Origin of the sequence: Tomitella biformata AHU 1821, from assembly GCF_000524475.1 — a bacterium.
Lineage (GTDB): Bacteria > Actinomycetota > Actinomycetes > Mycobacteriales > Mycobacteriaceae > Tomitella > Tomitella biformata.
Map to the genome: position 1 here is coordinate 19442 of NZ_BAVQ01000037.1, position 26380 is coordinate 45821.

24 protein-coding genes are annotated in these 26380 nt (G+C 66.3%); 19 read left to right on the forward strand and 5 right to left on the reverse strand.

The annotated features are described in order from the left end of the window. Positions 1 to 38: 38 nt before the first annotated feature. Positions 39 to 1241, reverse strand: a complete 1203-nt coding sequence (locus tag TBIF_RS13250) for a CaiB/BaiF CoA transferase family protein (protein WP_038171101.1) — start codon at positions 1239 to 1241, stop codon at positions 39 to 41. Between the two features lie 933 nt (positions 1242 to 2174). Here TBIF_RS13250 and TBIF_RS13255 point away from each other — a divergent pair. The 15 genes from TBIF_RS13255 to TBIF_RS13325 all read left to right on the forward strand — a co-directional run bounded on the left by TBIF_RS13255 (position 2175) and on the right by TBIF_RS13325 (position 18381). Continuing rightward, a complete protein-coding gene (locus TBIF_RS13255) occupies positions 2175 to 2588 on the forward strand; it encodes a Zn-ribbon domain-containing OB-fold protein (protein ID WP_024795280.1) in 414 nt (137 codons plus the stop codon). After that, the gene (locus TBIF_RS13260) at positions 2585 to 3769 is read left to right on the forward strand and encodes a thiolase family protein (protein ID WP_024795281.1); all 1185 of its coding nucleotides are present in this window, start codon (positions 2585 to 2587) and stop codon (positions 3767 to 3769) included. Before TBIF_RS13255 ends, TBIF_RS13260 begins: the two co-directional genes overlap by 4 nt. An 80-nt stretch (positions 3770 to 3849) precedes the next feature. Continuing rightward, complete coding sequence (locus tag TBIF_RS13265) at positions 3850 to 4779, forward strand: ABC transporter permease (protein WP_084611700.1); 930 nt, start codon at positions 3850 to 3852, stop codon at positions 4777 to 4779. A 46-nt stretch (positions 4780 to 4825) separates the two neighbouring features. After that, a complete protein-coding gene (locus tag TBIF_RS13270; protein ID WP_051461536.1) occupies positions 4826 to 5872 on the forward strand; it encodes an ABC transporter ATP-binding protein in 1047 nt (348 codons plus the stop codon). Then, the gene (locus tag TBIF_RS13275) at positions 5869 to 6699 is read left to right on the forward strand and encodes an ATP-binding cassette domain-containing protein (RefSeq protein ID WP_024795284.1); all 831 of its coding nucleotides are present in this window, start codon (positions 5869 to 5871) and stop codon (positions 6697 to 6699) included. Before TBIF_RS13270 ends, TBIF_RS13275 begins: the two co-directional genes overlap by 4 nt. Positions 6700 to 6769: 70 nt before the next feature. Next, positions 6770 to 7720 carry an ABC transporter permease gene (locus TBIF_RS13280; RefSeq protein ID WP_024795285.1) on the forward strand — a complete coding sequence of 317 codons (951 nt, stop codon included), beginning with the start codon at positions 6770 to 6772 and terminating at the stop codon, positions 7718 to 7720. A gap of 85 nt (positions 7721 to 7805) precedes the next feature. Next, positions 7806 to 9377, forward strand: coding sequence for an ABC transporter substrate-binding protein (locus TBIF_RS13285; RefSeq protein ID WP_235174725.1), 1572 nt, complete (start codon positions 7806 to 7808; stop codon positions 9375 to 9377). A 143-nt stretch (positions 9378 to 9520) separates the two neighbouring features. After that, entirely contained in the window at positions 9521 to 11059 is a 1539-nt protein-coding gene (locus tag TBIF_RS13290; RefSeq protein ID WP_024795287.1) for an ABC transporter substrate-binding protein, read from the forward strand. Positions 11060 to 11091: 32 nt separating this feature from the next. Next, entirely contained in the window at positions 11092 to 11904 is an 813-nt protein-coding gene (locus TBIF_RS13295) for an enoyl-CoA hydratase/isomerase family protein (protein ID WP_024795288.1), read from the forward strand. A 216-nt stretch (positions 11905 to 12120) separates the two neighbouring features. After that, positions 12121 to 13557: an ABC transporter substrate-binding protein gene (locus TBIF_RS13300; protein ID WP_024795289.1), complete on the forward strand. Its 1437-nt coding sequence runs from the start codon at positions 12121 to 12123 to the stop codon at positions 13555 to 13557. An 86-nt stretch (positions 13558 to 13643) separates the two neighbouring features. After that, positions 13644 to 14177 (forward strand): cupin domain-containing protein, encoded by a 534-nt coding sequence (locus TBIF_RS26280; protein WP_024795290.1) that lies wholly within the window; start codon positions 13644 to 13646, stop codon positions 14175 to 14177. Next, a complete protein-coding gene (locus TBIF_RS13310; RefSeq protein WP_024795291.1) occupies positions 14174 to 15028 on the forward strand; it encodes an SDR family NAD(P)-dependent oxidoreductase in 855 nt (284 codons plus the stop codon). Before TBIF_RS26280 ends, TBIF_RS13310 begins: the two co-directional genes overlap by 4 nt. A gap of 35 nt (positions 15029 to 15063) precedes the next feature. Further along, the gene (locus TBIF_RS13315) at positions 15064 to 16716 is read left to right on the forward strand and encodes an FAD-dependent oxidoreductase (RefSeq protein ID WP_148302261.1); all 1653 of its coding nucleotides are present in this window, start codon (positions 15064 to 15066) and stop codon (positions 16714 to 16716) included. A 1-nt stretch (position 16717) separates the two neighbouring features. Next, entirely contained in the window at positions 16718 to 17935 is a 1218-nt protein-coding gene (locus TBIF_RS13320) for a CaiB/BaiF CoA transferase family protein (protein WP_024795293.1), read from the forward strand. Further along, positions 17932 to 18381 (forward strand): nuclear transport factor 2 family protein, encoded by a 450-nt coding sequence (locus tag TBIF_RS13325; RefSeq protein ID WP_051461528.1) that lies wholly within the window; start codon positions 17932 to 17934, stop codon positions 18379 to 18381. The genes TBIF_RS13320 and TBIF_RS13325 overlap by 4 nt, the downstream gene beginning before the upstream one ends. Positions 18382 to 18401: 20 nt before the next feature. Here the strand turns inward: TBIF_RS13325 and TBIF_RS13330 are convergent, their stop codons facing one another. After that, complete coding sequence (locus tag TBIF_RS13330) at positions 18402 to 19238, reverse strand: TauD/TfdA dioxygenase family protein (protein WP_024795295.1); 837 nt, start codon at positions 19236 to 19238, stop codon at positions 18402 to 18404. Positions 19239 to 19390: 152 nt separating this feature from the next. After that, complete coding sequence (locus TBIF_RS13335; protein ID WP_038171103.1) at positions 19391 to 20632, reverse strand: FAD-dependent oxidoreductase; 1242 nt, start codon at positions 20630 to 20632, stop codon at positions 19391 to 19393. A gap of 112 nt (positions 20633 to 20744) precedes the next feature. On the opposite strand from TBIF_RS13335, the gene TBIF_RS13340 reads away from it, so the two are divergent. Both TBIF_RS13340 and TBIF_RS13345 read left to right on the forward strand, forming a co-directional pair. Further along, positions 20745 to 21377: a TetR/AcrR family transcriptional regulator gene (locus tag TBIF_RS13340; RefSeq protein ID WP_207165164.1), complete on the forward strand. Its 633-nt coding sequence runs from the start codon at positions 20745 to 20747 to the stop codon at positions 21375 to 21377. Then, positions 21374 to 21718 (forward strand): nuclear transport factor 2 family protein, encoded by a 345-nt coding sequence (locus tag TBIF_RS13345; protein ID WP_024795298.1) that lies wholly within the window; start codon positions 21374 to 21376, stop codon positions 21716 to 21718. The genes TBIF_RS13340 and TBIF_RS13345 overlap by 4 nt, the downstream gene beginning before the upstream one ends. Positions 21719 to 21724: 6 nt before the next feature. On the opposite strand, the gene TBIF_RS13350 is transcribed toward TBIF_RS13345, so the two are convergent. Together TBIF_RS13350 and TBIF_RS13355 are read right to left on the reverse strand one after the other, a co-directional pair. Continuing rightward, on the reverse strand, positions 21725 to 22351 hold the full coding sequence (locus TBIF_RS13350) for a cysteine hydrolase family protein (protein WP_024795299.1): 627 nt from the start codon (positions 22349 to 22351) through the stop codon (positions 21725 to 21727). Next, positions 22348 to 23445, reverse strand: a complete 1098-nt coding sequence (locus TBIF_RS13355) for a Gfo/Idh/MocA family protein (RefSeq protein ID WP_024795300.1) — start codon at positions 23443 to 23445, stop codon at positions 22348 to 22350. The genes TBIF_RS13350 and TBIF_RS13355 overlap by 4 nt, the downstream gene beginning before the upstream one ends. A gap of 364 nt (positions 23446 to 23809) precedes the next feature. Between TBIF_RS13355 and TBIF_RS13360 the strand changes: the two genes are divergently transcribed. Beyond that, the gene (locus tag TBIF_RS13360; RefSeq protein ID WP_024795301.1) at positions 23810 to 24982 is read left to right on the forward strand and encodes an amidohydrolase family protein; all 1173 of its coding nucleotides are present in this window, start codon (positions 23810 to 23812) and stop codon (positions 24980 to 24982) included. 73 nt (positions 24983 to 25055) lie between these two features. Next, positions 25056 to 26339, forward strand: coding sequence for an ABC transporter substrate-binding protein (locus TBIF_RS13365; RefSeq protein WP_158506345.1), 1284 nt, complete (start codon positions 25056 to 25058; stop codon positions 26337 to 26339). The last annotated feature ends 41 nt before the right edge of the window (positions 26340 to 26380 follow it).

The following is a 26380-nucleotide window of genomic DNA, read 5'->3' on the forward strand; positions in this document are numbered from 1 at the left end:
GGAGTCCTAGAGCTGCCATCGGAGGGTGATGCTGGGGGCTAGAGTACGGCGCCGCTGACCTTGAGCTGGATGATCTCGTCCATCGTCAGGCCGATCTCCTCGAGCACCTGATCGGTGTGCTCGCCGTGCTCGGGCGCCCGTCGAAGCTCGCTGGGCTCCTCGTTGAACTGCACAGGGGCGGACACGAGCTTGAACGGCGTGCCGGCCGCGTCCTCGAGGTCGGCGATATAGCCGTTGGCCATCACCTGGGGGTCGCTGACGACCTCGAGCGGAGTCTGGATCGCGGACCACGCGCCCTGGATGTCCTTGAGCGCGACACGCCACTCGGCCAACGTCCTCTTCGCGAAGGCGGTGCTGATGACCTCGATCAGGTCTAGGTGGTTCGCGCTGCGGTCCTTGTGGCTGGTGAAGCGGGGGTCGGCGATGTACTCCGGGCAGTCCAGCACGTTCATGAGCTCGGGGAAGAAACGATCCGACTCCAACATGACGAACGAGATGAACCTGCCATCCGAGGTCTCGTAGCTGTTGACCAGGGGGTTGGCCGCGGTCTTCGGGTTCGTCTTGGGATAGCGCTCAAGGTCGAACGCGTGCGAGCCGGCGATCGTGGCGCCCATCGCCCAGGCGCCTAGCGCCAGGAGGGAGCTGTCAACGGTCAGCGCTTCCCCGGTGCGCTCACGGTGGAACAGCGCTGAGGAGATCGCGCCGGCGATGGTGAGTCCGCCCAGGCTGTCGCCGAAGGCGGGACCGGGCATTGTCACGCGGTAGCCGAGCTCGTCGGGACTGACGTTGTCGGCCGCGCCGCTCCGGCCCCAGAACGAAGTCATGTCGTAACCGCCGCGCTCCGACTCCTCGCCGCGCTGGCCCACGGAGGAACCGCGGACGTAGATGATATTCGGATTGTGCTTGCGCACGTCCTCGACATCGATGCCGAGCTTCTTGCGGGCGCCCGGACGGAAATTCGTGAGGAAGACGTCTGCCGTCGCGACGATCTTCATCAGGAGCTCGCGCCCCTCCTCGGTCTTGAGATCCAGTGCCACGCTTCGCTTCCCCCGGTTGGGGAGCTCGAACATATGGTTCACGCCGCCGGCGGGGACTAGTCCAGAGCTGACGAGCCCCCGCTGGGGGTCGCCAGTCTCGGGGTGCTCGATCTTGAGGACGTCTGCGCCCCATTCGCTGAGGATCGCCCCTGCGACGGGAACGTACGTCCAGGCCGCGACCTCGACGACGCGGATTCCATTCATTACACCGATCACGGCGTGCTTCCTTCCGGATATGTGGGGAGAAGTTGACCTACGGCGTCCAGCAGGACTTGGGAACACCCTCGATGAGCCCTGCAGACTCTCCATCTTCGGATCAATCTGACTCAGTGTACATCAAACGTGCCGGAGGCTGTGTGGTGCGTCACAGGCCATTATGCACGGCCCGGTTGATGTCGGCGAGGGTCGTCCCGATCGGCGTCACGGCAAGGGTCGTCCCAGCTAGCCATGTTGGTGTCATGGCATGCCTCGTTCGCCGGCGTGCCTGTTGGCGTGGATTTCGTGGTCCTCCAGTGGATCTGCGGAGGCGACTCCCCGATTTTCTCACTGCTTCCATCTGACGCACTAGTGTTGCTACGTGGATGTTCGCGCAGGGGGTAGGGCGGGATTCGCATGTAGTTTTCAGGCGGTGCCGTGACGGGTGCGGCGGCCGTGGGGCTGGGGCTTCGGTTCGAGTGCACATGAGTGTCAGAGTTGGGCGACTTTTGGAGTCAGATCGCGTCGCTGGGGGCTAGTGGCGGCCGGTTGTCGGGACTGGGGCCTTGCGGGGTGGCGGCTAGGGTTCGCGGCTTTTCGGCGGCCGCCGACCAGTCTGTGAAAGTCCTTGACCCGCTCGTGGAGAAATCGCCGCACGATGCCAAAGTGTATTGATTATTGCAGGTAGATGCATATTTATTTTGAGGTCTGGCGGCCGGAAGGCGGGCGTCCACGGTCCGGTTGCGACAGGATTCGGGAGGGTGTTCGGGCTGCTACGGGTCGTCGTGGGGTGGGGGCCGTGGGGTGATGTCCGGTGCGAGTTTTGGCATTGACCCTTTCGTGACATGACCATCAGATGTTATGGTCGCCGTGGAGTGATCGGAATCACGTTCGGTGTGTATGGCTCGAACCAATCACGCAATTCATCTTTGGAGGACAGCGATGTCAAATCAGTCGGGGCGGGTGCTACCCGAGGTGACAGGGGAGTCCCGCGATTTTTGGGCGGGGGGATTCGAGGGCGAGCTCAGGATCTACCGCTGCCAGTCCTGCCGGGGCTGGATCCACCCGCCGGTGGGCGCCTGCTGGCAATGCCGAAGCCTCGATGTCGGCCCTGAAGTGGCCTCGGGCAAGGGCACAGTGGCGGCCTTCACGGTCAACCACCATCCTTGGCTCCCGGCGTTTCCGCCCCCGTACGTCATCGCCGCTGTCGAGCTCGAGGAGCAGCCGGGACTGCGGCTGACCACTTGCCTGGTCGAGTGCGACATCGACGAAGTCGTTGTCGGCATGCCCGTGGAGGTCGTTTTCGATGAGCAAGACGATGTCGCCATTCCCTTCTTCAAGCCGGTGAGAGCATGACCTTCGTAGACAACCGTGCAGTGATCACGGGTATCGGACAGTCCCAGATCGGCCGTCGAATCGGCCGCACGGGAATCGACCTCGCTCTCGAGGCCACAGCTCGGGCGGTGGAGCACGCCGGCCTGTCGTTCGACGACATCGACGGCATCGCAAGCTATCCCGGCCCGGTCAGCGCCGAGGGCGGGTTTGTGGGCGCGACGACGCATGACGTCCGGGACGCCTTCGGGATGCGGACGCGCTGGCATGTCAGCGGGGTCGAGACCTCCGGCCAGATCGGCACCCTGCTCGATGCGGCCGCCGCGGTGGCGAGTGGCCGTGCCAACCACGTGCTGTGCTTCCGCTCGGTGTGGGAGGCGACCGCGCAGGCGAGCGGCAGGGCCGCGGCCCTGGCCGGGAAGCAGACGCGGGCATCAGGGCACGCGGAGTTCCGCCTGCCATTCGGCGCGGCGTCGCCGGCAAACTGGATCGGGATGTACGCCCAGCGCTATATGCACGATTTCGGGTTGACGCGCGAGCAGATCGGCAAGCTGGTGATCAACAGCCGCAGCAACGCGGCGCTGAACCCGAACGCGATCTACCGCGATCCGATGACGATGGACGACTACCTGAACGCGCGGATGGTCTCGTGGCCGTTGGGGCTGTACGACTGCGACGTGCCGGCTGATGGCGCGACGGCGATCATCGTCTCCCGCCGGGAGGCCGCAGAGGGACTGAGCAATGCACCGCTCAGCATCGCGGCAGCCGGTGCGGGCCTCTACGAGCGCCACACCTGGGACCAGCGCAATGACCTGACCACGATGGCATCGCATGATGCGGCTGCCTCGATGTGGGAGACGACGGACCTGACGCCCGCGGATGTCGACTTCGCGACGCTATATGACGGCTTCAGCTATCTGACAACCCAGTGGATCGAGGCCTTGGGGTTCACAGAGCACGGCAAGGTCGGGGCGTTCTTGGACGACGAGGACAACTACCGAATCGATGGGAAGTTGCCGATCAACCCGCACGGTGGCCAGCTTTCCGCCGGGCGCCTGCACGGTTACGGCTTCCTGCACGAGGCGTGCGCGCAACTGTGGCGCGAGGCGGGGGACCGGCAGATCAAGAAGGATTTGGAGATTGCCGCCGTGGGTATCGGAGGCGGTCCGGAGGCCGGCTGCATGCTGCTTCGTCGCGACTCGTAGCGGAGTAGTCGACACAGATTGTTGGTGGCGCGCCCAGCAGGGCGAGGTGCTACTCGAGATCAGGTCCCAGGAGACAAGAGATGTCTGAAGTTGAGAAGACTGCCGCACCGGTAGGCGGTGTGGTTGCGGTGCCCCTGTCGCAAGTTCCGAAGAAGACGATGGCGCAGCGGCTCCAGGGCGGCCGCAAGTGGCGCGCCCTGAGATCCAATCGTGCGGCGATGGTCTCGCTCGCGTTTTTGGTGCTGATGGTTCTGGTCGCGGTGTTCGGCTCGCTGTTGATGACGCATGACCCGAATGCGCAGGAGTTGGGCGCGCGGCTGCAAGGGCCTTCCGGGGAGCATTGGCTTGGCACCGACGGGTATGGCCGAGACGTGTTCAGCCGCCTCGTCGCCTCGACTCAGGTTGCGGTGCTGGCCATTGTGCAAGCGATGGTGCTGGCCATGGCCGTCGGTATCCCACTCGGCCTGTTGGCGGGTCTCGTCGGAGGATTCGTGGATGGAGTGCTCAGCCGGATCGCGGACGCGCTCATGTCGCTGCCGCCGCTGATTCTTGCGCTCGCTGTGGTCGGCGTGCTCGGGCCGGGGCTTACCAACGCGATGATCGCAGTGGGAATCCTATTGGCTCCCAGGCTATTTCGAATAGCGAGGGCCGAGGCGCAAGCAGTCTCCGGTGAGTCCTATATCGAGGCCTGCCGCAGCGTCGGCTGCTCCAACTACAGGCTGCTGTGGCGTCATGTGCTGCCCAATGCCAGTTCCGCTCTCATGATCCAGGTGACGTTCGGAGCCGGCATCGTCATCATCGTCGAGGCCAGCCTGAGCTTCCTGGGCTTGGGCGTCGAATCACCTCAGGCCAGTTGGGGATCGATGCTGCAAGACGCATTCCAGAACGTGAACGTCTCGGCGAACTACATGATCGCGCCGACTGCGGCGATTGTCCTGACAGTGCTCGCGCTGTCGACCTTCGGCGATGGCATGCGCGACGCATTCGAGGGACGTGGGGCCAATGGCTGACCGGCCATCGACAGAAAAGGTAGATCGTATGCAGGACATTTCGGTGATGGACCCCGCGGAATCGGATTTCGAGACGCAAGGCCCCACGGGCGAGGACTTCGGCGACGTCGTCCTGGAGGTCTCTGATCTATGCGTCCAGTTCAAGACGGAGCACGGCTGGTCGACGGTGGTCGACCACGTCAACCTGATCGTGCGGCGTGGGGAGACGCTGGGCTTGGTCGGCGAGTCGGGGTCGGGCAAGACCGTGACCTCGCTGGCGATCATGGGCCTGCTCAGCGGGCCCAGGGTCAAGGTCAGCGGATCGGTCAAGCTTGCCGGCCGAGAGTTGATCGGGCTGTCGAACGCTGAGATGAACGCGCTGCGCGGCAAGACGATCGGAATGATCTTCCAAGAGCCGCGGCGGGCGTTGAATCCGGCCTTCACGGTGGGGGACCAGATTGCGGAGGTCGTCCGCCGCCACGGTGACGGGCTCAGCCGAAAGCAGGCGTGGGCCAAAGCGGTCGAGATGCTCGAGCTCGTCGGCATCCCGGACGCCCCGCAGCGCGCGGCCGAGTACCCCCATCAGTTCAGTGGTGGCATGTGCCAGCGCGTGATGCTGGCGATGGCTGTGGCCTGCGAGCCGGTGGTTCTTATCGCCGACGAGCCGACCACCGCGCTCGATGTGACGGTGCAGGCCCAGGTGCTCGACCTGCTGGCGGAGCTCCAGGACCGGATGGGCCTGGGGATCCTGTTCATCACGCACGATCTGGGTGTGGTGGCGGAGACGTGCGACACCGTCGCCGTCCTCTACGGCGGGCAGATGATGGAGTCCGCCGTCAGCGAGGACATGTACTTCGACCCGCGCCACCCCTATACCGAGGGCCTGCTGGCATCCACGCCGGACGCCCAGGTCCGCGCAGACCGGCTGTTCGCGATTGCGGGCACGGTGCCCCCAGCCTGGGATTGGCCAGATGGGTGCCGGTTCCACCCGCGGTGCGGATATGCGAAGGCGGGGGTTTGCGACGGAGTTGCGATCCCGCTCGCCGGCGAAGGCGACCATCTAGTTCGTTGCGCTCGCGCCGACGAGCTCCGCTTGGAAGGCATTGCGCGATGAGCCCTGTACTCGAGATCCAGGGGATGTCGAAGTCCTTTGTGAAGAAGCGAAATCTGATCGGCATGCCTTCGGCTCACACGCATGCGGTCAAGAACGTGTCGATCACCCTGGAGAAGGGGCGCACTCGAGCCATCGTCGGCGAGAGCGGCGCCGGAAAGTCGACAGTTGGGCGAATGGCCCTGCGGCTTGCCACTCCAGATTCGGGCAGCGTGAAGCTCTTTGGCGAGGACATCATGAAGATGTCGGCGAAGGACGTGCGTCGGCTTCGCCGGCGGGCGACGATGATCTTCCAGGACCCGTTCAACTCGCTCGACCCGCTCATGCTCGTGGGCCAGTCGGTGGCGGAGCCGCTGACCTTGCACACGCCGTTGCGCGGCGACGACCGCAAGCAGAAGGTGGCGGAACTGCTTGAGCGGGTTGGCCTGCGAGTCGACCAGCTCGAAAAGTATCCCCATGAGTTCTCCGGCGGGCAGCTGCAGCGGATCGCGATCGCCCGGGCGCTGAGCACGGAACCGGAGCTGATCGTCTGCGACGAGCCGGTGGCGGCCCTCGACGTGTCGATCCAGGCGCAGGTGCTGAACCTGTTGCTGGATCTGCAACGCGAGCGGGAGATCAGCTATCTGTTCATCTCTCATGACCTCGCGCTGGTGAAGATGTTCGCCCATGACGTGACGGTCATGCGTCGAGGGGAAATCGTTGAGGAGGGGGCGACGGAGCAGATCTTCAGCGACCCCCAGGACCCGTACACAAAGGAATTGCTGTCCGCGATCCCCAAGATGAATCCGCGCAAGCGCGCGGAGCGGCGCGCAGCGGTCACGACAGCGTGACGCCCGTCGTGCAGCGGGGCGCAATTGTGGGACTTCGGCACAGAACTGCCGCTATCGAGGAGTCGGCTTCATGCTAAAAATTGTCATCAATCGAGTCTTTGTCGCGATACCGCTCCTCTTGTTGGTCGCGCTATTCTCATTCACGCTGTTGGAGTTGGCGAACCGCGGGACAGACCCAGCGGCACGGATCGCAGGCGATGGGGCCACGCCGCAGCAGATCGAGATGGTGCGTGAGAATCTCAATCTCGATGCGCCGATGTTGGTCCGGTATCTCGAGTGGGTGGGCAACGCAGTCACCGGCAACTTGGGCACCTCGCTCTACAGCGGCCAGCCGGTCACAGACGCGATCATGGACAGGATTTGGATCACGGGCTCGCTGGCGCTGTGGGCCATCGTCCTGACCGTGGTGATCGGGATCCCGCTCGGCGTGATCGCCGCGATGAAGCAGGGCTCGATCGTGGATCGTGCGGTGACGACAGTGGCCGCGCTGCTGATGGCGATCCCGCCATTCGTCCTGGGGCTGATCTTGGTGATCACCTTCGCGATCAGTCGCGCGTGGTTGCCGGCCACAGGCTATACGACGTTGGCCGAGGGCGGGTTCATCGAATGGTCCAAGCATTTGATCCTGCCCGGACTGGCGCTTGCGGCTGTGTCGGCCGCGGAATTGGCCAGGCAGACAAGAGGATCCGTGGTCGATGCCCTGAACAAAGACTACGTCCGCACCGCCCGCGCAAAAGGATTGAGCGAGCACGCTGTGCTGTGGAAGCACACCATGAAGAACGCCGGCATCTCCATCGTCACAGTGCTGGGCATGCAGATGGGCCGGATCCTGGGTGGCGCGGTCACGGTCGAGTTCGTGTTCGCGATCTCCGGCCTGGGCATGCTCGGCTACACCGCGGTGATCCAACGCGACCTGCCGGTCGTCCAAGGCGTCGTGATCATCAGCGCGCTCGCGGTGCTGCTGTGCAACCTCCTGGTGGACATGTCCTACGGATACCTCAACCCCAAGATCCGAAACTAGCCGCCAGCCGCCCAATGCGGCAGCTCGCGGGTGCGGTGCAAACAATGACAACTAACAGGAAGTGCGAAGTCAGATGAGAAAAGGAATGGGCGCAACGCCCATCGTGAAGGGGCTGCTGGCGGCTGTGGCCGTCACACTCGTGGCCTCTGCCTGCGGGAGCGGTGGATCTGGGACGGGCGGAGGCGGACCAGTCGGCGACGTCGACCGTGACGCGACGTTGAGCATGGCGTGGACGCTGGCGCCCAACAACCTCGATCCCCACCAGTCCTCCAACTACCAGGTGGATTTCAACTACCTCTCGCCGGTGTACGACCGGTTGACCCAGGTGATCTCGGGGCCTGAGGTCGCGCCGATGCTCGCTGAGTCGTGGACGTTCGCGGACGATGGTATGTCCGCGGACTTCGTCCTGCGCAAGGACGCGACATTCCACGACGGCACCAAGGTGGACGCCGCCGCGGTGGTGAAGAGCCTGGACCGCGCCCGCGACCCCGCGAATAAGGGCGCCTCCTCACTGGGCATGGTCTCGGGCGTCGAGGCCCTGGACGAGAGCACCGTGCGGATCAGCACCAACCGGAAGGCCGCGGACCTGCCTTCGGCGCTATCCCCGACCACCGCCGCGATAATCAACCCGGTGGCGATCGACGGCGGCGTGGACCTCTCGGTCGAGATGGCTGGCTCCGGCCCCTACATCGCGGACCAGATCCGCCGCGGCGATCGCATCAGCTACAACCGCTACGACGGCTACTGGGACCCGGAGGCCCAGAAGTCCGCCAAGCTCGAGATCGTCGGCATCGCCGATGACAATGCGCGCTTGAACGCGTTCCGCAGTGGCCAGATCGACGTCATGCTGACGAAGGCCGGCCAGGCCGCGGACGTGGAGACTCTCGCGAAGCAGTCCGGCTACGACATGCACACCTTCCCGGTGGCGCAGTACTACGCCGCGCAGCTGGATATCGGCCAGGCCGGTCTGGAAGACCCGCGAGTGCGACAGGCCCTCAACTATGCGATCGACCGGGACGGGATCAACTCCGCGCTGCTCGGCGACCGCTGCGTCACCACTCTGTCCCAGCCACTGGCGAAGGGCCTGGACGGTCACGACGAGGCCTTGGAAGGTCTCTACAAATTCGACCCCGAGAAGGCGCGGACCCTCCTCAAGGACGCGAACGCCCCGGCAGATCTGAAGCTCGAGCTGATCACCATCGCGGGACTGTCCCCGCAGCAGGAGATCGCCACCGTGCTCCAGGCTCAGCTGAAGGACGTCGGCGTCACCATGGACATCGTGCCGCTGCCGGCCTCCGATGCACAGGTCCGGATGGCACAGGGCGACATGGCGCTGCTGAACCCGCGGCTGACCTACCCGACGTCGATGCAGACCCTGCAGACGAACTTCCTGGTGCCGCTGCGCTTCCCGACGGCCCCGTCGCAGGATTTCACGGACGCTGCGCTGACCTCACTTGACCCCGCCATCAGCGATGCGGATCGCACCGCCGCGCTGACGAAGGCCTCCGGAATCGCCGGCAACGACGCCTATGACGTGTTCATCTGCGGGCTGCCGACCATGGTCGGCTACACCGACAAGGTCGTCGGCATCGACACCATGGGCCAGGCCGACTTCATCGGCGTCATGGACACCCGCTACCTGGGGAAGACCTCCTAACAGGTCGTTCTCCCCGAGTGGATAGAGGCAGGGCGGCGTTGAGGAGTCACTCCACGCCGCCCTGCTCGTCAAATGGACACTTCTGCACAGAGGACTCGAGTCAATTGTCGAAACAATCGCCGCGGTCGGTTCGCGGCATTCCGGTGGCCGCCGTGCTAATTCTCGCCGTGGCGCTCACCTCATGTGGCGCCGACGGCGGGCAAGCCGGTTCCACCGGTGAGATCGATCGATCCGCGACGCTGAGGGTCGCTGGCAATGTGGTGCCCAACAACCTCGACCCACACCAATCCGGCAACTACCAGATCGACTTCCCCTATCTGTCACCGGTTTACGACCGCCTGGCGCAGGCGGTCAGCGGCCCCGAGATCGTGCCAATGCTGGCTGAGTCTTGGGATTTCGCCGACGATGGCAGGTCCGTGGACTTCACCCTGCGCCCGGACGCCGAGTTCCACGACGGCGCCGCGGTCGACGCGGCGGCGGTCGTGGCCAGCCTCGAACGCGCCCGCGACCCGCAGCGCTCAAAGGTGGCCGGGCGGTTCGACATGGTGGACACCGTGACTGCTGTCGATGACGCGACCGTGCGGATCACCACCAACCGGCCGGCGCTGGACCTCCCCTCTGTGCTCTCCACCACCGAGGCGGCGATCGTGAATGTGCGGGCGATCGAAGCGGGCGTGGACATCGCGACCACCGACGCCGGCTCCGGGCCGTACGTCTTTGATCAGGTTCGCCCCGGCGACCGGATCACCTATGCGAGGTATGACGGCTACTGGGACCCGGAGGCACAGAAGCCCGCACGCCTTGAATTGATGGGGATTCCAGACGACAACTCGCGCCTGAACGCATTTCGCTCCGGGCAGGTGGACGCGATCAAGGTGGACCCCGACCAGTACGTCGAGATACAGAACGTGGTGCAAAAGGCAGGGTTCGAATTCCACGAGTACCCGACCGTGCAGACCTACGCCGTCCAACTCGACATCGGGACCCCCGGCCTAGAGGACCCAAAGGTGCGCCAGGCCTTGAATTACGCAATCGACCGAGAGGGAATCAACTCGGCGTTGCTCGACGGCAAATGCACGCCGGTCTCCCAGCCCCTGCCCGAGGGTGTGGATGGCCATGACGGCACACGGACGGACCGATACGCCTACGACCCGGACAAGGCTCGCGCGCTGCTGAAGGCGGCCAATGCGCCGGAAGATTTGACGATCCCGGTGATCTTTGTCGCGGGGGCCTCGCCGCAGCAGGAGATGGCAACCGCGGTGCAGGCCCAACTCCAGGCCGTCGGCGTCACAGCCCAGCTATTGCCAATCCCGGCCGTGGACGCGCAAGCGACGTTCCGGACCGGGCACTATGGCCTGCTCAACTCCCGGTTGGCGTATCCCATTCCGGGGCAGTCTCTGATGCTCAACTATCTGGCGGACTACCGCTTCCCGACACCACCGTCACCAGAGTTCGCGGACGTGGTCCTGCAGTCCCTCGACCCCTCGATCAGCGATGCGGAACGCACTGAGTTGTACGTGGAAGCCTCCGCGATCGCCTCGGACGGAGCGTATGACGTCTTTCTCTGCGGGGTCCCGACCATGGTCGCGTACTCCTCGAACACCGTCGGTATGGACACGCTCGGACAGTCCGATTTCACCAGCGTTTTCGACATCCGATATGCGGGCAAGACAACCTCCTGACTAGGTGGCGGCGCGCCACGGATAGGAACGACATGGCCCAGACTCCACGGCCGCCGGACGGCGACTGGCTCGGTACCCCGTACCTCCGGCTGGACCGGCTCGGCTCAATCGCGCGGGTGACCGTCGACCGGCCTGAGGCGCGGAACGCGCTCAGCCCCGCGATGTACTACGGGCTGCGCCACGCGGTTGCGCATTGTGCGGCTGACCCCGAGATCGAGGGCCTCCTGCTCACTGGGGTGGGGGACGTGTTCATCCCCGGCGGCGACCTGGGCCGGCACGGAGTCGACGACTGGATGGACTTCGGCGCGCTGGGGATGGACACCACGCCATTCGACTCGCTGCGGACGTCGACGGTGCCGGTGGTGTCCGCGGTCAACGGGATTTGCCAGGGCGGGGGCTTCATGATCGCTCTCTGCAGCGACGTGTCCGTCGTCAGCGAGCGGGCGACCTTCCGGGTGCCGGAGCTATTTCGCGGCATCGCCGACACCTACTACGCCCAAGTGCTCGCGCGCACGATCGGCCCGGTCCGGACCCGGGACCTGATGTTCACCGGCCGGGTTTTGTCCGCGGCGGAGGCCCTCGAATGGGGCCTGGTGACGAGGGTCGTCCCGCATGCGGACCTGCACGACGAGGCGATGGAGTCGCTCGCCCAGGTGTGCCGCGCCGCCCCGGTCGCGCGGGCCGAGATCAAGAGGAGTTTGGACGAGTATCTGGGTCTCTACGACCGGATGGCCATGCGGCGCAGCCAAACGGGCCCCGAGGCACAGGAGGGGTATGCGGCATTCAAGGAGCGGCGCTCGCCCGACTGGGTGCCCGCGCAGTTCCGCGTCGAGGGCCGGCTGTGACCGGCCGCGTCGGCCACTGAGATCACGCCCCACTGGAGCCACACGATTTATCCACCAGAGCGGAGAAGCGATATGCGGAGATCACATCTAATAGCGCTGTTTAGTTGTGCGGCGATACTTTTCACGGCCGGGTGCGGCAATGGCGGGACTGGCGCGAGCCCGGCTGCTGGCGCAGACGCGGACATCGACCGGGGCGCGACGTTGAGCATGGGTTGGATGCTGCCGCCGCCGGTGATGGATCCGCATGCGACGGCATCGATCGTCGGGGCCTTCCCCTATCTCAGCTTGGTCTACGACCGTCTGGTCAGGGTCGACACCACCCGCGCCGACGGGCAGGCTTTCTCGCCGATGGTCGCGGAGTCGTGGGAGTTCTCGGACGGCGGCATGGTGCTCACCTTTCATCTACGCGACGACGCGAAATTCCACGACGGCGCCCCGGTCGACGCCGCGGCGGTGAAATGGAGCCTCGAGCGGGCGAAGACGAAGGCGAACTCGACGGTCGCCATGGAGCTCGACGGCATCGACAGGGTGGAGGCCCCCGACGCGAACACGGTGGTGCTCCACCTGACCGCGCCGCGTTCCGATGTCCTGTATTGGCTCTCCACCTTGGCCGGCGCGATCGTCAATCCCGCGGCCAGCGATGGCGATCTGAGCCTGGCGACCGCTGGATCTGGGCCGTACGAGTTGGAGAGCCTCAAGGTCGGTGATCGGGCGTCCTTCACGCGGTACGGCGGCTACTGGGACGAGGATGCCCAGAACATGGCGAAGATCGAGATCGTGGGGATCGTCGACGACCAGGCGCGGATGAATGCCTTGCAGAGCGGGCAGCTCGATGCGGGTATCACCAAGGTCACGCAGTACACGGAAGCAGTGAAGCTGCAGGAGCGCAATGGTTTCGGGCTGACCGACACCGACCGCAGCGCGTGGTACGCGATGTACATGAACATTGGCCACCCGGCATTGGCCGACGTCCGGGTGCGGCAGGCGATGAACCTGGCCATCGACCGCCAGTCGATCAGCGACGCGCTGCTCAACGGGCAATGCGACCCCACCTCCCAGCCGCTCCAGGAGGGCGTGATGGGACACGACCCGGACAGTGCCGACCGCTATGGATACGACATCGACGCGGCGAAGAGGCTGCTGAGGGAAGCGGGATATGAGAACGGGTTCGAGCTGAATGTGCTGACCCTGGCCGGCGTCCGGACCAGCGACGGGGTGGCGGTGGCGATCAAGGACCAGCTTGCCAAGGTCGGGATCGAACTGAACCTGCAGCAGCGAGACCTCAGCCAGGCCGTGGTGCAGTGGCGGGCCGGAGACGCGGACGGCTTCCAATACACGCACCCAGCGCTGGCGGACCCCGGCGCGACGATGGAGGACATCTACACGGGCTGGCTGTATCCGACGAAATTGCCGACGGACATCGCGGAGGTGTTCGCCAAGCCTCTGGACTCGAACCTGGGCCCGGCGCAGCGTGAGGCGGCACTCACGGCGGCTTCGCGGAGCGCCTCCGAGAATGCCGTCGAGCTTTTCGTGTGCGCGATCCCCACGCAGTACGCCTACAACCAGAACGTGACCGGGCTGGACCGGATGAGCCCGCCCACCAGTGGCGGAGCCTTCGATCTCCGGAACGTCGCGGTCACCGGCGGACAGTGACCACGCGGATAGCAACCCAGGGCGTCGCGGGCGCACCGATGGCAGCTTCGGCGCCCACATTGGGCGTTCGGCAGGAGGAGCGAGAAATGCAGGGTGGACCGCGGGTCAAGCATCTCGATGACGTGCCATGGTTCGAGGCGATGCGATTGCGCTTCGAAGATGGCCGGACAGCCTCGATCTGGGAGAAGTGGGTCGAGTACACACCGCGATACCTGGTGTTCTACAACAAGTGGGAGCCTGGCGCGCTGGCCCCGCACCACGGGCATCACGGCGACCACACGATCCTGATCCTCGAGGGCGAGCTGATCGGTCCCGGCGGCAGATACGGCGCTGGCACGCACATGATGCTCGACTGGGGGAACATGTTCGGGCCGTGGGAGGCAGGCCCGGAGGGCGCGGTCCTGTACTGCGTGATCATGGGCAGCGGCAAGTTCTTCGGCGGAGACCCGGCCGGCTGGGAGGCGATGCTGGCGGCGAAGGGCGCGGTCAGCGAGGACCTGCCACGGCCGCCCCGGCCACCGTTCGCGGCGGACACGCTCAGCGACCCGATTCTGAAGTTGGGCCATGCCGGCGTCGAGTCGGCGCCCGACGCCCGCTTCCCGGGCAAGGTGGGGATGTGAGCGGCGTCGGCGATGTGCGGGGCAAGATCGCTGTCGTGACCGGCGGCGCAGCCGGCATCGGGTACGCGATCGCCGAGTCCTTGACGCGGCGCGGCGCGGTTGTGGTGATCGCCGATGTCGAGCCCGGCGCCCTGGCCGCCGCCGCCGAGGTGTTAGGCGTCGTGGGAGTCCTCACCGATGTCTCCCAGGAGGCGGACCTGCAACGGCTGGCGGACGAGGTCCGGCGTCTGCACGGCCGGCTCGATATCGCGGTCAACAATGCCGGGGTTGCGCGGGTGGCGCCCTTCGAGGAATTGACCACCGAGGACTTTCGATGGGTCTTGGACGTCAACTTGTGGGGGGTCATCCACGGTATGCGGACGTTCCTGCCGCTCATCGAGGAGACGTCCGAGTGTGGCTACATCGTCAACACGGCGTCGATCGCCGGGGTGCGGACCGCGCCGCGGCTGGCCGCCTACGCGGCCTCGAAGTTCGGGGTGCTCGCGCTGACCGAGACGCTGAGCCAGGAGCTCGCCGCTCGGCAAGCCCGCGTCGGGGTGGGGGTGCTGGTGCCCGCCATGGTCAAGACCAATATCGCGACGAGCGAGCGGAATCGACCAGCCGTCTACCAGTCCATGCCAGCGCCGAACACAGGGGCCGCCAGCATTCCCGCGGGAGCGCTCGACGCAGCCTCAGTCGGCGAGATGGTGGTCGACTCCATCGAGCGCGGAGACCTCTACATCGTGACCCACCCGGACACGCTCGACTCGGTGCGCGAGCGGCATCGAGCCATCGAGGAGGCGTTCGAGCAGTCTGCTCGAGTGGCGTCCGGTGCAGCGGCCACGGCTGAGAGCCAGGTAGGCAATACGTGAATCGAGAGAGTGCGAGGACAGCTGTGGAGAGTTCGATGGAAGTATTTGATGTCGTGGTTCTCGGCTGCGGGGCCGCGGGCATGACCGCGGCGATCCGCGCCCAGGCCGCGGGAGCGCGTGTTGGCCTGTTTGAGAAGTCCGAGCTAGTCGGGGGCACGGCGGCGTGGTCGGGCGGGATGGTGTGGATTCCCGACAATCCGCTGATGCGGGAGGCCGGTATCGCGGACAGTCGCGAACAGGCGATGACCTACATGGAGTCCCTGTCGTTGGGAGCCATCGACGACGCCGCGCTGGCGACCTTCCTCGACAACGGGCCCGCGATGGTGAGCTGGATGGCGGAGCACACCCCGGTGGTCTTCGATATCTTGCGCGGATTCCCGGACTACCACCCGGAGAACCCGGGCGGCTTGCCGGACGGCGGACGCTCGATGGAGTGCCCGTTGTTCCCGTTCGTGGAACTCGGCGAGTGGGCCGCCAAGGTGACGAAGGGGCCGCAGCTCTCCGGTGCGATGACCATCTCGGAGACTCCGCTGGGGCGTGGCGCGCCCGAGGGCATCTCGGCGGAGGAGCTGGCCAAGCGGAAGATCCGGGACGAGCGCGGCACGGGCCAGGCGCTGGCCGGCCGGCTGCTCAAGGGCTGTCTAGACCGGGGAATCGTCCCGCGCACGGGCATGCGCGCGATGGCGCTGCTCACCGAAGGCGACGCTGTGACCGGTGTGCGATTCGAGACAGTAGACGGCCCGGTCGAGGTGCGCGCGCGCAGCGGCGTGGTCATCGCCTCGGGCGGCTTCGAATGGGACCCGGAACTGGTCTCGGCCTTCCTGCGTGGCCCGTTGGAACGGCCCGCCTCTCCCCGGTCCAACACGGGGGATGGCCTGCGAATGGCGATGCGGGTCGGTGTGAGCCTGGGGAATATGCGGGAGGCGTGGTGGGCGCCCACCATCGACGTCCCGATGCCGGATGGCAGCGTCGCCGCCTGGCTGGTCAACGGTGAGCGCACCAGGCCGCACAGCATCATGGTGAACGGCGCTGGTCGGCGGTTCGCGAATGAGGCCGTCAACTACAACGCCTTCGGCGCGGCCTTCCACACCGTGGACGTGACCCACTTCCGCTACGAGAACAATCGCGCGTGGCTCCTCTTCGACCACGAGTACTGGACGCGATACGGGCTCGCCGGAAGTCGCGGCGAGGTGCCCGGGTGGATCACGAGGGCCGAGAGCCTGGCCGGGCTGGCCGCTGAGCTCGGGGTGTCGGCGGACGCGTTGGGGGAGACGGTCGAACGCTGGAATGCCAACACCGCCGATGGCCGCGATCCCGACTTCGGGCGCGGCACCAGCGCGGTCGACAAATGGTGGGGCGACCCGGACTACGGTGACGGCCCGGCAGCGACACTCGGGGCCGTCGCCACCGCGCCGTTCTACGCGGTCCGGGTTCGCAGCGGCGCGTTGGGCACCAAGGGCGGGCCCCGCACCGACGAGCACGCCCAGGTTCTCGATGTGGACGGCCAGCCCATCCAAGGACTGTTCGCGGCGGGAAACGCCGCCGCGGTCTCCTCCATGGGGATGACGTACGGCGGCGCCGGCGGAACGCTGGGCCCCGCTCTGGTCTCCGGCTATCTGGCCGGGCACTTTGCCGCACAGGACAAGTCCGCCGTCTCGACGACACCATCAACACGAAAGGCCGATTGAGTTGGCGCTTCCACTGCAGGGCATTCGCGTGATCGAGCTCGCCGAACAGGGCTTCGTCCCCACCGCCGGGGCGGCCCTGGCCGATTTCGGCGCCGATGTGATCAAGATCGAGCGACTAGACGGCGATCCCGGCCGGAAGATCATCGCGTCGGGCATGGTGCCCACGAGCGAGGACGGCTATGACTTCCTGTTCGAGCTGTTCAACCGCAACAAGCGGGGCATCGCGCTCGACATCGCCACCCCGGAGGGCCGGGCCGTCTTCGAGCGGCTGCTCGGCACCGCCGACGTCTACCTCACGAACCAGCTTCCGCGAGTGCAGCGCAAGTTCTCGACGGAGCCCGCCGACCTGCTGGCGATCAACCCCAAGCTGGTGATCGCGCGCGGCCACGGCCAGGGCCAGCGCGGCCCGGACGCGGAGGCCGGCGGATACGATGCCGTCTCCTACTGGTCGCGAGGCAGCGTCGCGCACCTGCTCACCGACGAGGACGCGACGGAGCCCGCCAGCCAGCGACCCGCGCTGGGCGACATCCCCTCCGGCACCTACCTCGCAGCGGGGGTGTGCGCGGCGCTGGTGCGGGTGGCCCGCACCGGGCAGGGGATGGTGGTGGACACCTCCCTGCTCAACGCCGCGGCGTGGACGCTTGGACCGGATCTCGCGTACACGTCGATCACCGGCAAGCAGATGCGGCTGGGTGGCGAGCCGCGCAGCCCGTTGGCGCGGCCCTACCGCACCGCCGACGGCCGCTACGTCAGCCTCATGATGATCAATGAGGAAAGGTACTGGCCCGCCGCCACACAGGCTTTCGGGCTCACCGAGATCGCCGAGAAATACGCCGACGCGGCCACTCGACGGGCGCATTGGACGGAGCTGCAAATGCCGTTCCGGGAGGCGATCGGAGCGCTGGAGATGGCCGAGGTGGATTCTCGGCTGCGGGCGCACCAGTGCATCTACTCCTTCTATGCCACCCCGCAGGAGATGCTGCGGGATGCCGCGGTCCAGGAGAACGGCTACATGATGTCGCATCCGGAGCACGAGTCGGTGTTGCTGCCGGCCGCGCCGGTGCAATTCGATGATCAGCTGCCCGTGATCCACCGGGGCAGCCCCCGGCTCGGCCAGCATTCGGCGGAGGTCCTCGGCGAGGCCGACTTCACCGAGGAGGAGGTCGCCGCGTTGCTGGCGGCGGGGGTCGTCGTCCAGCGCGCGGAGGACGGATCGTGATCGGGGGCATCGCGGAACTCCTTGCGCGCGAGGCGATCCGGCACACAATTGCCAGTTACAACCATGCCGGCGATCGTGGCCGGGTCGCGGAGCTGGCCGAGACGTTCACCCCCGACGGGGTGCTCGAAGTCCGCCGCGCGGGAGAGCCCGACAATATCGACCGGGCGGAGGGCCGCTCCGCGATCATCGAGATGCTGACGGCCTTCGTCGCCGACGGCACGACCCAGCGCAACGCGCGGACGGGTTCGACGCGCTATGTGCGGCATTTCGTGACTGGCACGCACATCACGCTCCACGCGGACCGAGCCGAGGTCGCGTCCTACTTCGCGGTGCTCACAGGCCACGGGCTGGACCACTGGGGACGCTACCGGGATGTGCTGGTGCCCGTCCACGGGCGATGGCTCCTGTCGGAGCGCATCGTGTGGGTCGATCGCCAGGACGGCTGACGACGGCCGGGGTGCCCGCCTTAGTAGGTCGGCTCGCCAGCGATGGTGGCCCGCTCCATGATGCGGGTGCCCTGGCCGATGTCGTCGCACGCATAGTGCTGGGTTGACCGGTTGTCCCAGAATGCGACGGTGCCAGGACGCCAGCTGAGGCGGCACTGGTACTCGGGCTTGCTCGCCTGGGCGTACAGCATTGCGAGCAGGGCGTCGCTCTCACGGATGTCCATCCCCACGATGTGCGAGGTGAACGGCTCGTTGACGTAGAGGATCGACGCCCCCGTATCCGGGTGTGTCCGGACCACCGGATGTTCCACGGGCGGGAATTTCTCCGCCATTGCCGCGCGTTGTGCCGGGGCGATCGTCGGGCCGAACGGTTTGTCGAAGTCGTGGACCGCGCGCAGCGGCCGCACCGCGTCCTGCAGAGCTTTGCTTAGGCCGTTGAACGCGGCCTCCATGTCCGCCCACAAGGTGTCGCCGCCCACTGGCGGGATCTCCCTCGCACGCAAGATCGAGCCGAAGGACGGCTCGGCGCGCCAGCTGACGTCGGAGTGCCAGAAGTTCTCGCCGTAGGGGCTGCGCGAGCGGGCCGTCTTTGCCTCGGGTGAGCGGTTCAGGACCACGAGCTCGGGATGGTTCGGGTGTGCGCCAATGAATGGGTGGCTCTCCAGCTCGCCGAAGAGTTTGCCGAAGGCGACGTGATCAGCGGGCGTGAGGTGGTGCTGGTCCCGGAAGAAGAGGACCTTGTGCTCGATGAGGGCCTTGCGGATGTCCCCGACCGCGTCGGGGACGAGATCGCCGGAAATGGCGACGCCGCTGACCTCGCAGCCGATTCGGCTGGTGAGGGGGGTGAGGGTGATCATGGGCGGACTCCTTTATTAGCCGGTGCTGCTTTCGAGTACACAGGCCGACGGGCCGGAGATCCAACGAATTCTCTCTATGGCCGCATAGCCTTCGTTGATGCCCGCTCCAGTGCCGATTCTGCCGTGACGTGTGCCCGGCGAGGCGACGCGAGTCAGGCAAGCGCGAGCGAGGTGAGCGCATCCGGCGCGAACGACTCGTCGGGCACGGCCCACGGGCCCACATGGATCGCCTTGATCGCGGAGATCAACTCGGGCCGCTGCCGCAGCAGCCCGCCTATCCGGGCCCTGCGGGCCGCCCGATCCGGCATCCCGAAGCCGGACAGCAGGTCGGCCAGCGCGCTGACGAATCGAAGTCGGGACATTCGGACGGCGCGCTCCTGGGTGTATCCCGCCAGGGTTTGCGGATTCCACACTGAGGTGTCGAGCAGCGAGTCCGCCAACACACGCGCGTCGCGCAGCGCGATGCTCAGCCCCTGCGCGATGATCGGGTTGCTCCACCCCGCCGCGTCCCCGATCAGTGCCACGCCGGGCACGACGGGCTCCGTCACCCACGCGTCGTTCAACGGGAAGGTCCCGCAGGGGCCGAGCGGCGTGGATTCCCCGAGGCCGCCGTTGCCCGGGAAGATGGGGGTTCGATACGCGTCGAGGAGCATGGCCCCCGCCGTCCGCCCATTGAGGGGTTCAGGGTCGTTCACGCTGCGGCCGACGTAGAGCCGCATGCGGTTGTCGCCCCGCGGAATCACGATGTATTGATTCCGCCCGTCCACAGACGACGCCATCTCCGAGCGCTCCCACAGGCCGCCGTCATCGACGAGCATGCCGGACAGCCGCACCCGTGCACTAGTGCTGGACATCGCCACGCCGAGTGCCGCGCGGGTCGCGGAGCCCTTTCCGTCAGCGCCGACCACGAGCCGGCAGCGCAGCGTGCGGGCGCCGTCCGCAGCCTCGTATCGCACCACGGGGTCCGGCCCCGGTTCCACGATCACGTTCCGCGCGCCCCGCACCACGAGGGCGCCGGCCCTGGTCGCGAGCGTCGCCAGCGACTCTCGCAACTCCGGATGGCCGATGCCGATGACGCCGCCCACCCCGGGCACCGAGGTGGAGAGGTCTGTCGGGCGCGCCTGGGCTTCCGCGACGCTGAGCGATTCGTCGTAGGGGACGGTCTTGGTCATCACCGAGGCCCCCTCGGTCTCCATGATCGCGTCGGCGACCCCGAGGGCCACCGCCTCGCCGTATCCCCACGGCACCATGGCCTCGCCTCGGACGATGTCTCGATAGGCGATCTCGCGCTCGAGCACAGTGACCACCAACCCCGCGGCGGCGAGGCGGACGGCCAGCGCGCACCCGGCCACCCCGCCGCCGATGACGACGACGTCGGGCCTGTCTGAACCCATGAGGTTCTCCTCTCGAATTTCCATTTACTGTGACATAATGAGATCTCATTTACTATGACATAATGGATTGAGTTTCCGATAGCCCTGCAGTCACAGGAATCGAGGATGGGGCATGCGCGTGGCGCGATACCGCGGCGGGACGCAACCGTCGCCGCTGACCGAGGCGGATGTTCTCGACGCGGCTCTGCGCGTCGTCGCCCGCACCTCGCTGGAGCGGCTGACGGTGCGAACCGTCGCCGAGGAATGCGGCGTCACCGCGCCCGCCATCCACTACCACCTGCGGGGCGGCGCCGACCTCGCCGATCGGGTCGTCGAGGCGGTGGCCGCGAAGATCGACATCGCAGTCGATCCCAGCGCGACCGCGGTAGACCAGTACGTCGCGCTCGTGATTGCGATGGACCGGGCGTTCATCCAATACCCGGGGACCGGATTGCGGGCGCTCACCGCAACAGGTCCATCGGCCGCGGCCGAACGCCTCACCAGCACCGCGCTCGGGATCCTGCACCGGGCCGGTGTGCCGGACGGCGCCGCTCGCGAATTGTTCGTCACCACCTACCTGATCTTCGTCGGCTGGCTCGCGACCCGCGGCCTCGCCGAGGGCGGCAACGTCCACCCCGCGCTCGCCACGGCCGGTGGTGCGGGGCGTATCGCCGACGACACCGAAACCCTCGAGGCCGCCCTTCGCAGGGTGCTCAATGAGGCTTCCGACATCGAATCGCACACAACGAAAGGTGCAGAACAATGACCCACACCGAGAACTCATGGATCAGGGACTACTACGCCGCCTGGGACTCCGGGGACGTCGAGGCGATCACGGCCTGGCTCGATGACGCGGTGGTCCTTGAGGACGTGGCGAAACAGCACATCGTGACCGGGGCCGCGGAGGCGCGCGAGTTCGTTGCCAAGGCCCTCAAGCTGGTGCCCGGAGCGACGTACGAGGTGGTGACCGCGATGACCTGCGGCGAGGACTTCGCCGCAGAATGGGTGATGCATCCGGTGGGCCTGCGGGGGTCTTCGGTGGGGACATTCCGCAACGGCAAGGTCGTCGGCAATCGCGACTACTGGAATGCGGCGCCGACCGGATAGCCGCAGCTATGACGCGGACCAGACCCCGAGGATGTCGTCGGTGGTGGTGACCCGCCCGAGTAGCGAGAACGCGTGCCGGAGCATGTCCTCCGCGAATTGGGCAGGCATGCCGAGCGCGGCGTCGCGCGGGATCACCACACGATAGCCGCGGTTCACGGCCTCAATCGCGGCGCCGATGATCGCCTCGTTGAGGGAGACTCCGCCGATGATGACGGTCGTGATGTCGAGGCTGCGCAGAACCGGATCGAGGTCGGTGCAGGTGAACGCGGACATCCCGTGCAGGCGAGCGGAGATGATATCGGTCGGCTCGGGGCCGATCTCGGGCATGATCTCCGCCTGCGCGGAGCCCGCCAGCAGGTGTCCGGGGTCGCGCATAGTGACCGCCATCAGCGGGCTGACGATGCGCACGCCGGCCCGGTCTGGACGAAATTGCAGAGTCGCGTGGACCACCCGCGCGTGGGCTTGGCGCGCCCCGGCGAGCAGTCGCGCCAGGTTGGGGGCGACCCCGCTCTCGGCCATCGCGGTGGAGATGGCAGAGAGTTCTTCGGACACCAGGTCGCCCGCGATTCCCCGCTGCATCTCCGAGACCAGCACGGCGGTGTGCCGAGGTTCGATCAGATCGGCAAGCCTCATGGCAGGCTCACCCAGCCCGCTCCGGCGGAGCTTCGGCGGGCGGCGTCGACGACCTCGGAGACCAGCCAGCCCTGGCGCAGGGTTGGCACCGGGCTGGGCTCGCCGTCGAAGGCTGGCAGCCAGTCCTCGAGCATGAGGGCCAGCGCCCGGATGGCGGCGCCCGCGCGACGGTTGGGGATGGGTCGGCCGCCCAGCGGCTCGCGGTCCCCAAGAGGCAATGGTGCGAGCCCGCGGTGGTCGGCGTGGCTCCATTGGATCGACGTGTTCGTCGCGTCCCCCTGGACCTTGCCGGTCACCGTGATTGACCCCTCGCTGCCGAATATCTCCAACACTCGCGAATCGTGCTGCAACGCGACGGCGGTGGTGCTGATCACGCAGGTCGTCCCGTCGCGCATCCGCATCAACAGGGTCGAGGTGTCGTCCGCGGTGACCTGGAGCGTGGAGCCGTCCGCGCGGGTACGGGTGGGCGTGCTGGTCCGCACATCGGCGCACACCGCGGACGGCGGGCCGAATAGCGCGATCAGGAAGTCGATGTCGTGAGAGGCCATGCCCAGGAGGTAGCCGCCGCCCTGCGCCTCGTCGTACATCCACTCCGACTGCAGATCCCTGGTGGGATGCCAGTAGTCGGCGTTGGTCACGACCCGCGCGAGGTAGGGCTGGCCGATGCGGCCGTCCCGGACATGCCGCCACACCGGCAGCCGCTCGGGCAGCCAACGGCCCTCGAAGTTGACCCCGCAGACGAGCCCGCGCTCCTCCGCCAGTTCGGACATCTCACGCGCTTGGTCCGGGTCCAGGGCGAGCGGCTTCTCGCACAGCACGTGCTTGCCGGCTCGGAGCGCGGCCATCGTCTGTTCGTGGTGCAGGGTCGTCGGAGTGCACACCGCAATCAGATCGATGTCCTCTCTGGCAATGAGTGCACGCCAGTCCGTGGTGTTCTCGGGGACCCCCAGGCGCTCCGCCGCGGCTCTGGCGGACGACTCCCTCCGCGCGCACAACGCGACCACCTCATAGTCCGGAACTGATTGGAACGCTGGTGTCAGAACCAAGCTTCCCCAGCCGGTTCCGATCACCCCTACTCGTATCTTCTTCGCCATGGCTGGACTCTAGATCCTCGTCGTGCGCCTCGGTCAGATGTTGGCGTAAGACGCTGTCCTGCAGAAAGATTCACGATATTGAGTGCTCAGGTTGTGAAGGGGTGGGGGTGGGGTCCCATCCCGAAGTCATGATCAATGAGGTCAAGTTTTTATTCATTATCGTCAGATAGTTAGCGTCGATGGCGGGACGTCGGACGGTTGGAACGGTGCCTTGGGCGCCGTCGCGGCACCATCGCAGCAGGTGGTCCAGACGGGGTTCTCCCAGGTGGGGGAATTTGGGAAGTTTCGTCGTTGCCCTTCCGGAATCTGACGGTCGTGCCTACACTCGCTGTGAAGTGGGTCACTGTAACCGGAAGGAATATTCGTGCCGCTGCAAAAGCATCACCAGATCGTTTCCGTTGATGATCATCTTGTTGAGCACCCGCGGGTGTGGCAGGACCGTGTGCCGGCACGGATGAAGGACGCCGCCCCGAAGATCTTGGAGGTGAATGGCGCCCACCAGTGGTCCTACGACGGCGGGATCTACCCGACAATCGGCTTGAACGCCGTCGCCGGCAAAGATCCGAAGGAGTGGGGCATGGACCCGATCCGGTATGAGGACATGATCCCGGGTTGCTATGACCCGGCCGCGCGTCTCAAGGACATGGATCTGGACGGCATCGAGGCGGCGCTGTGCTTCCCGTCGTTCCCGGGCTTCGGCGGCGGCATGTTCCACCGGGCCAACGACAAGGAGCTCGCGCTCGAATGTGTCAAGGCGTGGAACGACTTCCACATCGATGAGTGGTGCGCCACCGACCCGGCGCGCTACATCCCGATGTCGATCCTGCCCACCTGGGACATTGACCTGTGCGTGGCCGAGGCGAAGCGGGTCGCGGCAAAGGGCTCGCGGACGATCTCGTTCCCCGATGCGCCGGTCCCGTTGGGCCTGCCGTCGTTCCACTCTCGGCACTGGGATCCGCTGTGGCAGGTCTGCGCGGACGCCAAGATGCCGATCTCGCTGCACTTCGGATCCGGGGCGTATGTGCCGGGCTTTTCCTTCTCCGCATTCAAGCCGGTGCCGGGACAGATGCCCGAGATCGAAGCCCCGTTCGCGGTGGCCATCACGCTGTTCTCGACCAACTTGATGTGGAGCACGGTGGACTTGCTGTTCTCCGGGGCACTGCAGCGCTTCCCGGATCTGCAGTTCTCGTTGGCGGAGGGTGGCATCGGCTGGATCCCATACATCCTCGAGCGCTCGGACTTCGTGTGGGAACGCCACCGCTGGTACCAGAAGATCGACTTCGACGCGAAGCCCTCAGACCTGTTCAGAGAGCACTTCTGGGGCTGCTTCATCGATGATGAGCATGGCGTGAAGAACCGTCACCAGATTGGGATCGATCGCATCATGCTGGAGAGCGACTTCCCGCATTCCGACTCGAATTGGCCGAATAGCCGCAAGCGCGCCGCAGAGGTGCTGGCGGACGTGCCGGATGACGAGGTGGCCAAGATCGTCGAGCTCAATGCCAGAAAGATGCTCCGCTTCCCTCGTCTGGCATAGGCGTGCGCCGGCCCCACTCCGCCGGCGATCAGTCGTTCTACCAGGTAATGCTCCTCTAGAGAAAAGAGAGAAAATGCGTAATTCAACCAGCCGCTGGCGTCTCGCCCTCGGAGTGCCACTCGCGGTGACGGTCGCGTTGGCGCTTGCCAGCTGCAGTTCCTCGACGGACTCCTCATCTGGCGGCGCATCTGGCAACGCTGGCGGGGGTTCCTCGGAGGCGGCGCTTGGAACCGCGAACAAGGCGACGGGCACTCCGGTCACCATCGGCTTCATCAGCGACGGCAAGGGCGAGGCACTCGACAACACCGACGAGTTCAAGGGCGCGCAGGCGGCGGCGGCCTACGCGAACGACTACCTCGGCGGCATCGGGGGCCACCCCATCGAGGTGAAGGTCTGTGAGGCCCGGCAGATCCCGGCGGCCGCGACAGATTGCTCGAATCAGATGGTGAGCGCCAACGTGGCGGCCGTGGTGCAGGGCGCCCTCGCGGAGGTCGACCAGACGATCCCGGCGCTGACGGCGGCCAACATTCCACTGCTGGTCGGCATCGCCAGCACGCAGACGGCATTGACGACGCCGGGCGTGTTCTCCTTGTTCAACGGATTGTCCTACTTTGGAGCGCCGGCGGGGCTGGCCAAGGCCGAGGGGCTGAAGACCGCGAACATGGTCGTGATCGCGGTGCCCGGCGCGGAGGGCCCCGCCCGGCAGATCGGTGTCCAGCTCTACAAGAACGCCGGCGTCGAGGCATCGGTCACCGCGGTTGCCCCAGGCACCGCGGACATGACCCCGCAGATCACCTCCGCGGCGTCGAGCAAGCCGGGCATGTTCCACGTGTTCGGCAATGACAGCTTCTGCACCAGCGCGTTCAAGGCCATCAAGACGGTCGCCGCGGACACGAAAATCGTCGCGATCGACCGCTGCCTTGACCCGGCCGCGGCATCGTCAATCCCCGGCGGCTATGCGGGCGTCCAGGTTGTCACCACGTCGAACTTGTCCAAGGACACAGAGGAGGCCCAGCTGTTCCAGGCGATCCTCGACAAGTACGGCGACGGCGCCAAGTTCGGCACCACCGCGGCATTCGGCTACTCCCCGATGCTGGGCATGATCCAGGCGCTGAATGCGGCAGGGCTGACCGAGGTGACGCCGGCGACGATTCTCGCCGGTATCAAGTCTGCGCCCCCCACCCTCTACCCGCTGGCCAACGGGGCCAAGTTCCAGTGCAATGGCGAGCAGATGGCAATCTCGCCGAACATTTGCAACTCGGACGGAATCATCGCGACGTCGGACAAGGACGGCAACTTGTCGGACTACCAGTTGATCGCCGGTGACCCGTCGCTGTACGCGATGCCCACCAGCTGATCAACCCCCGCTCGAACAGCATGGCGCCCGTCGCCCGGAGA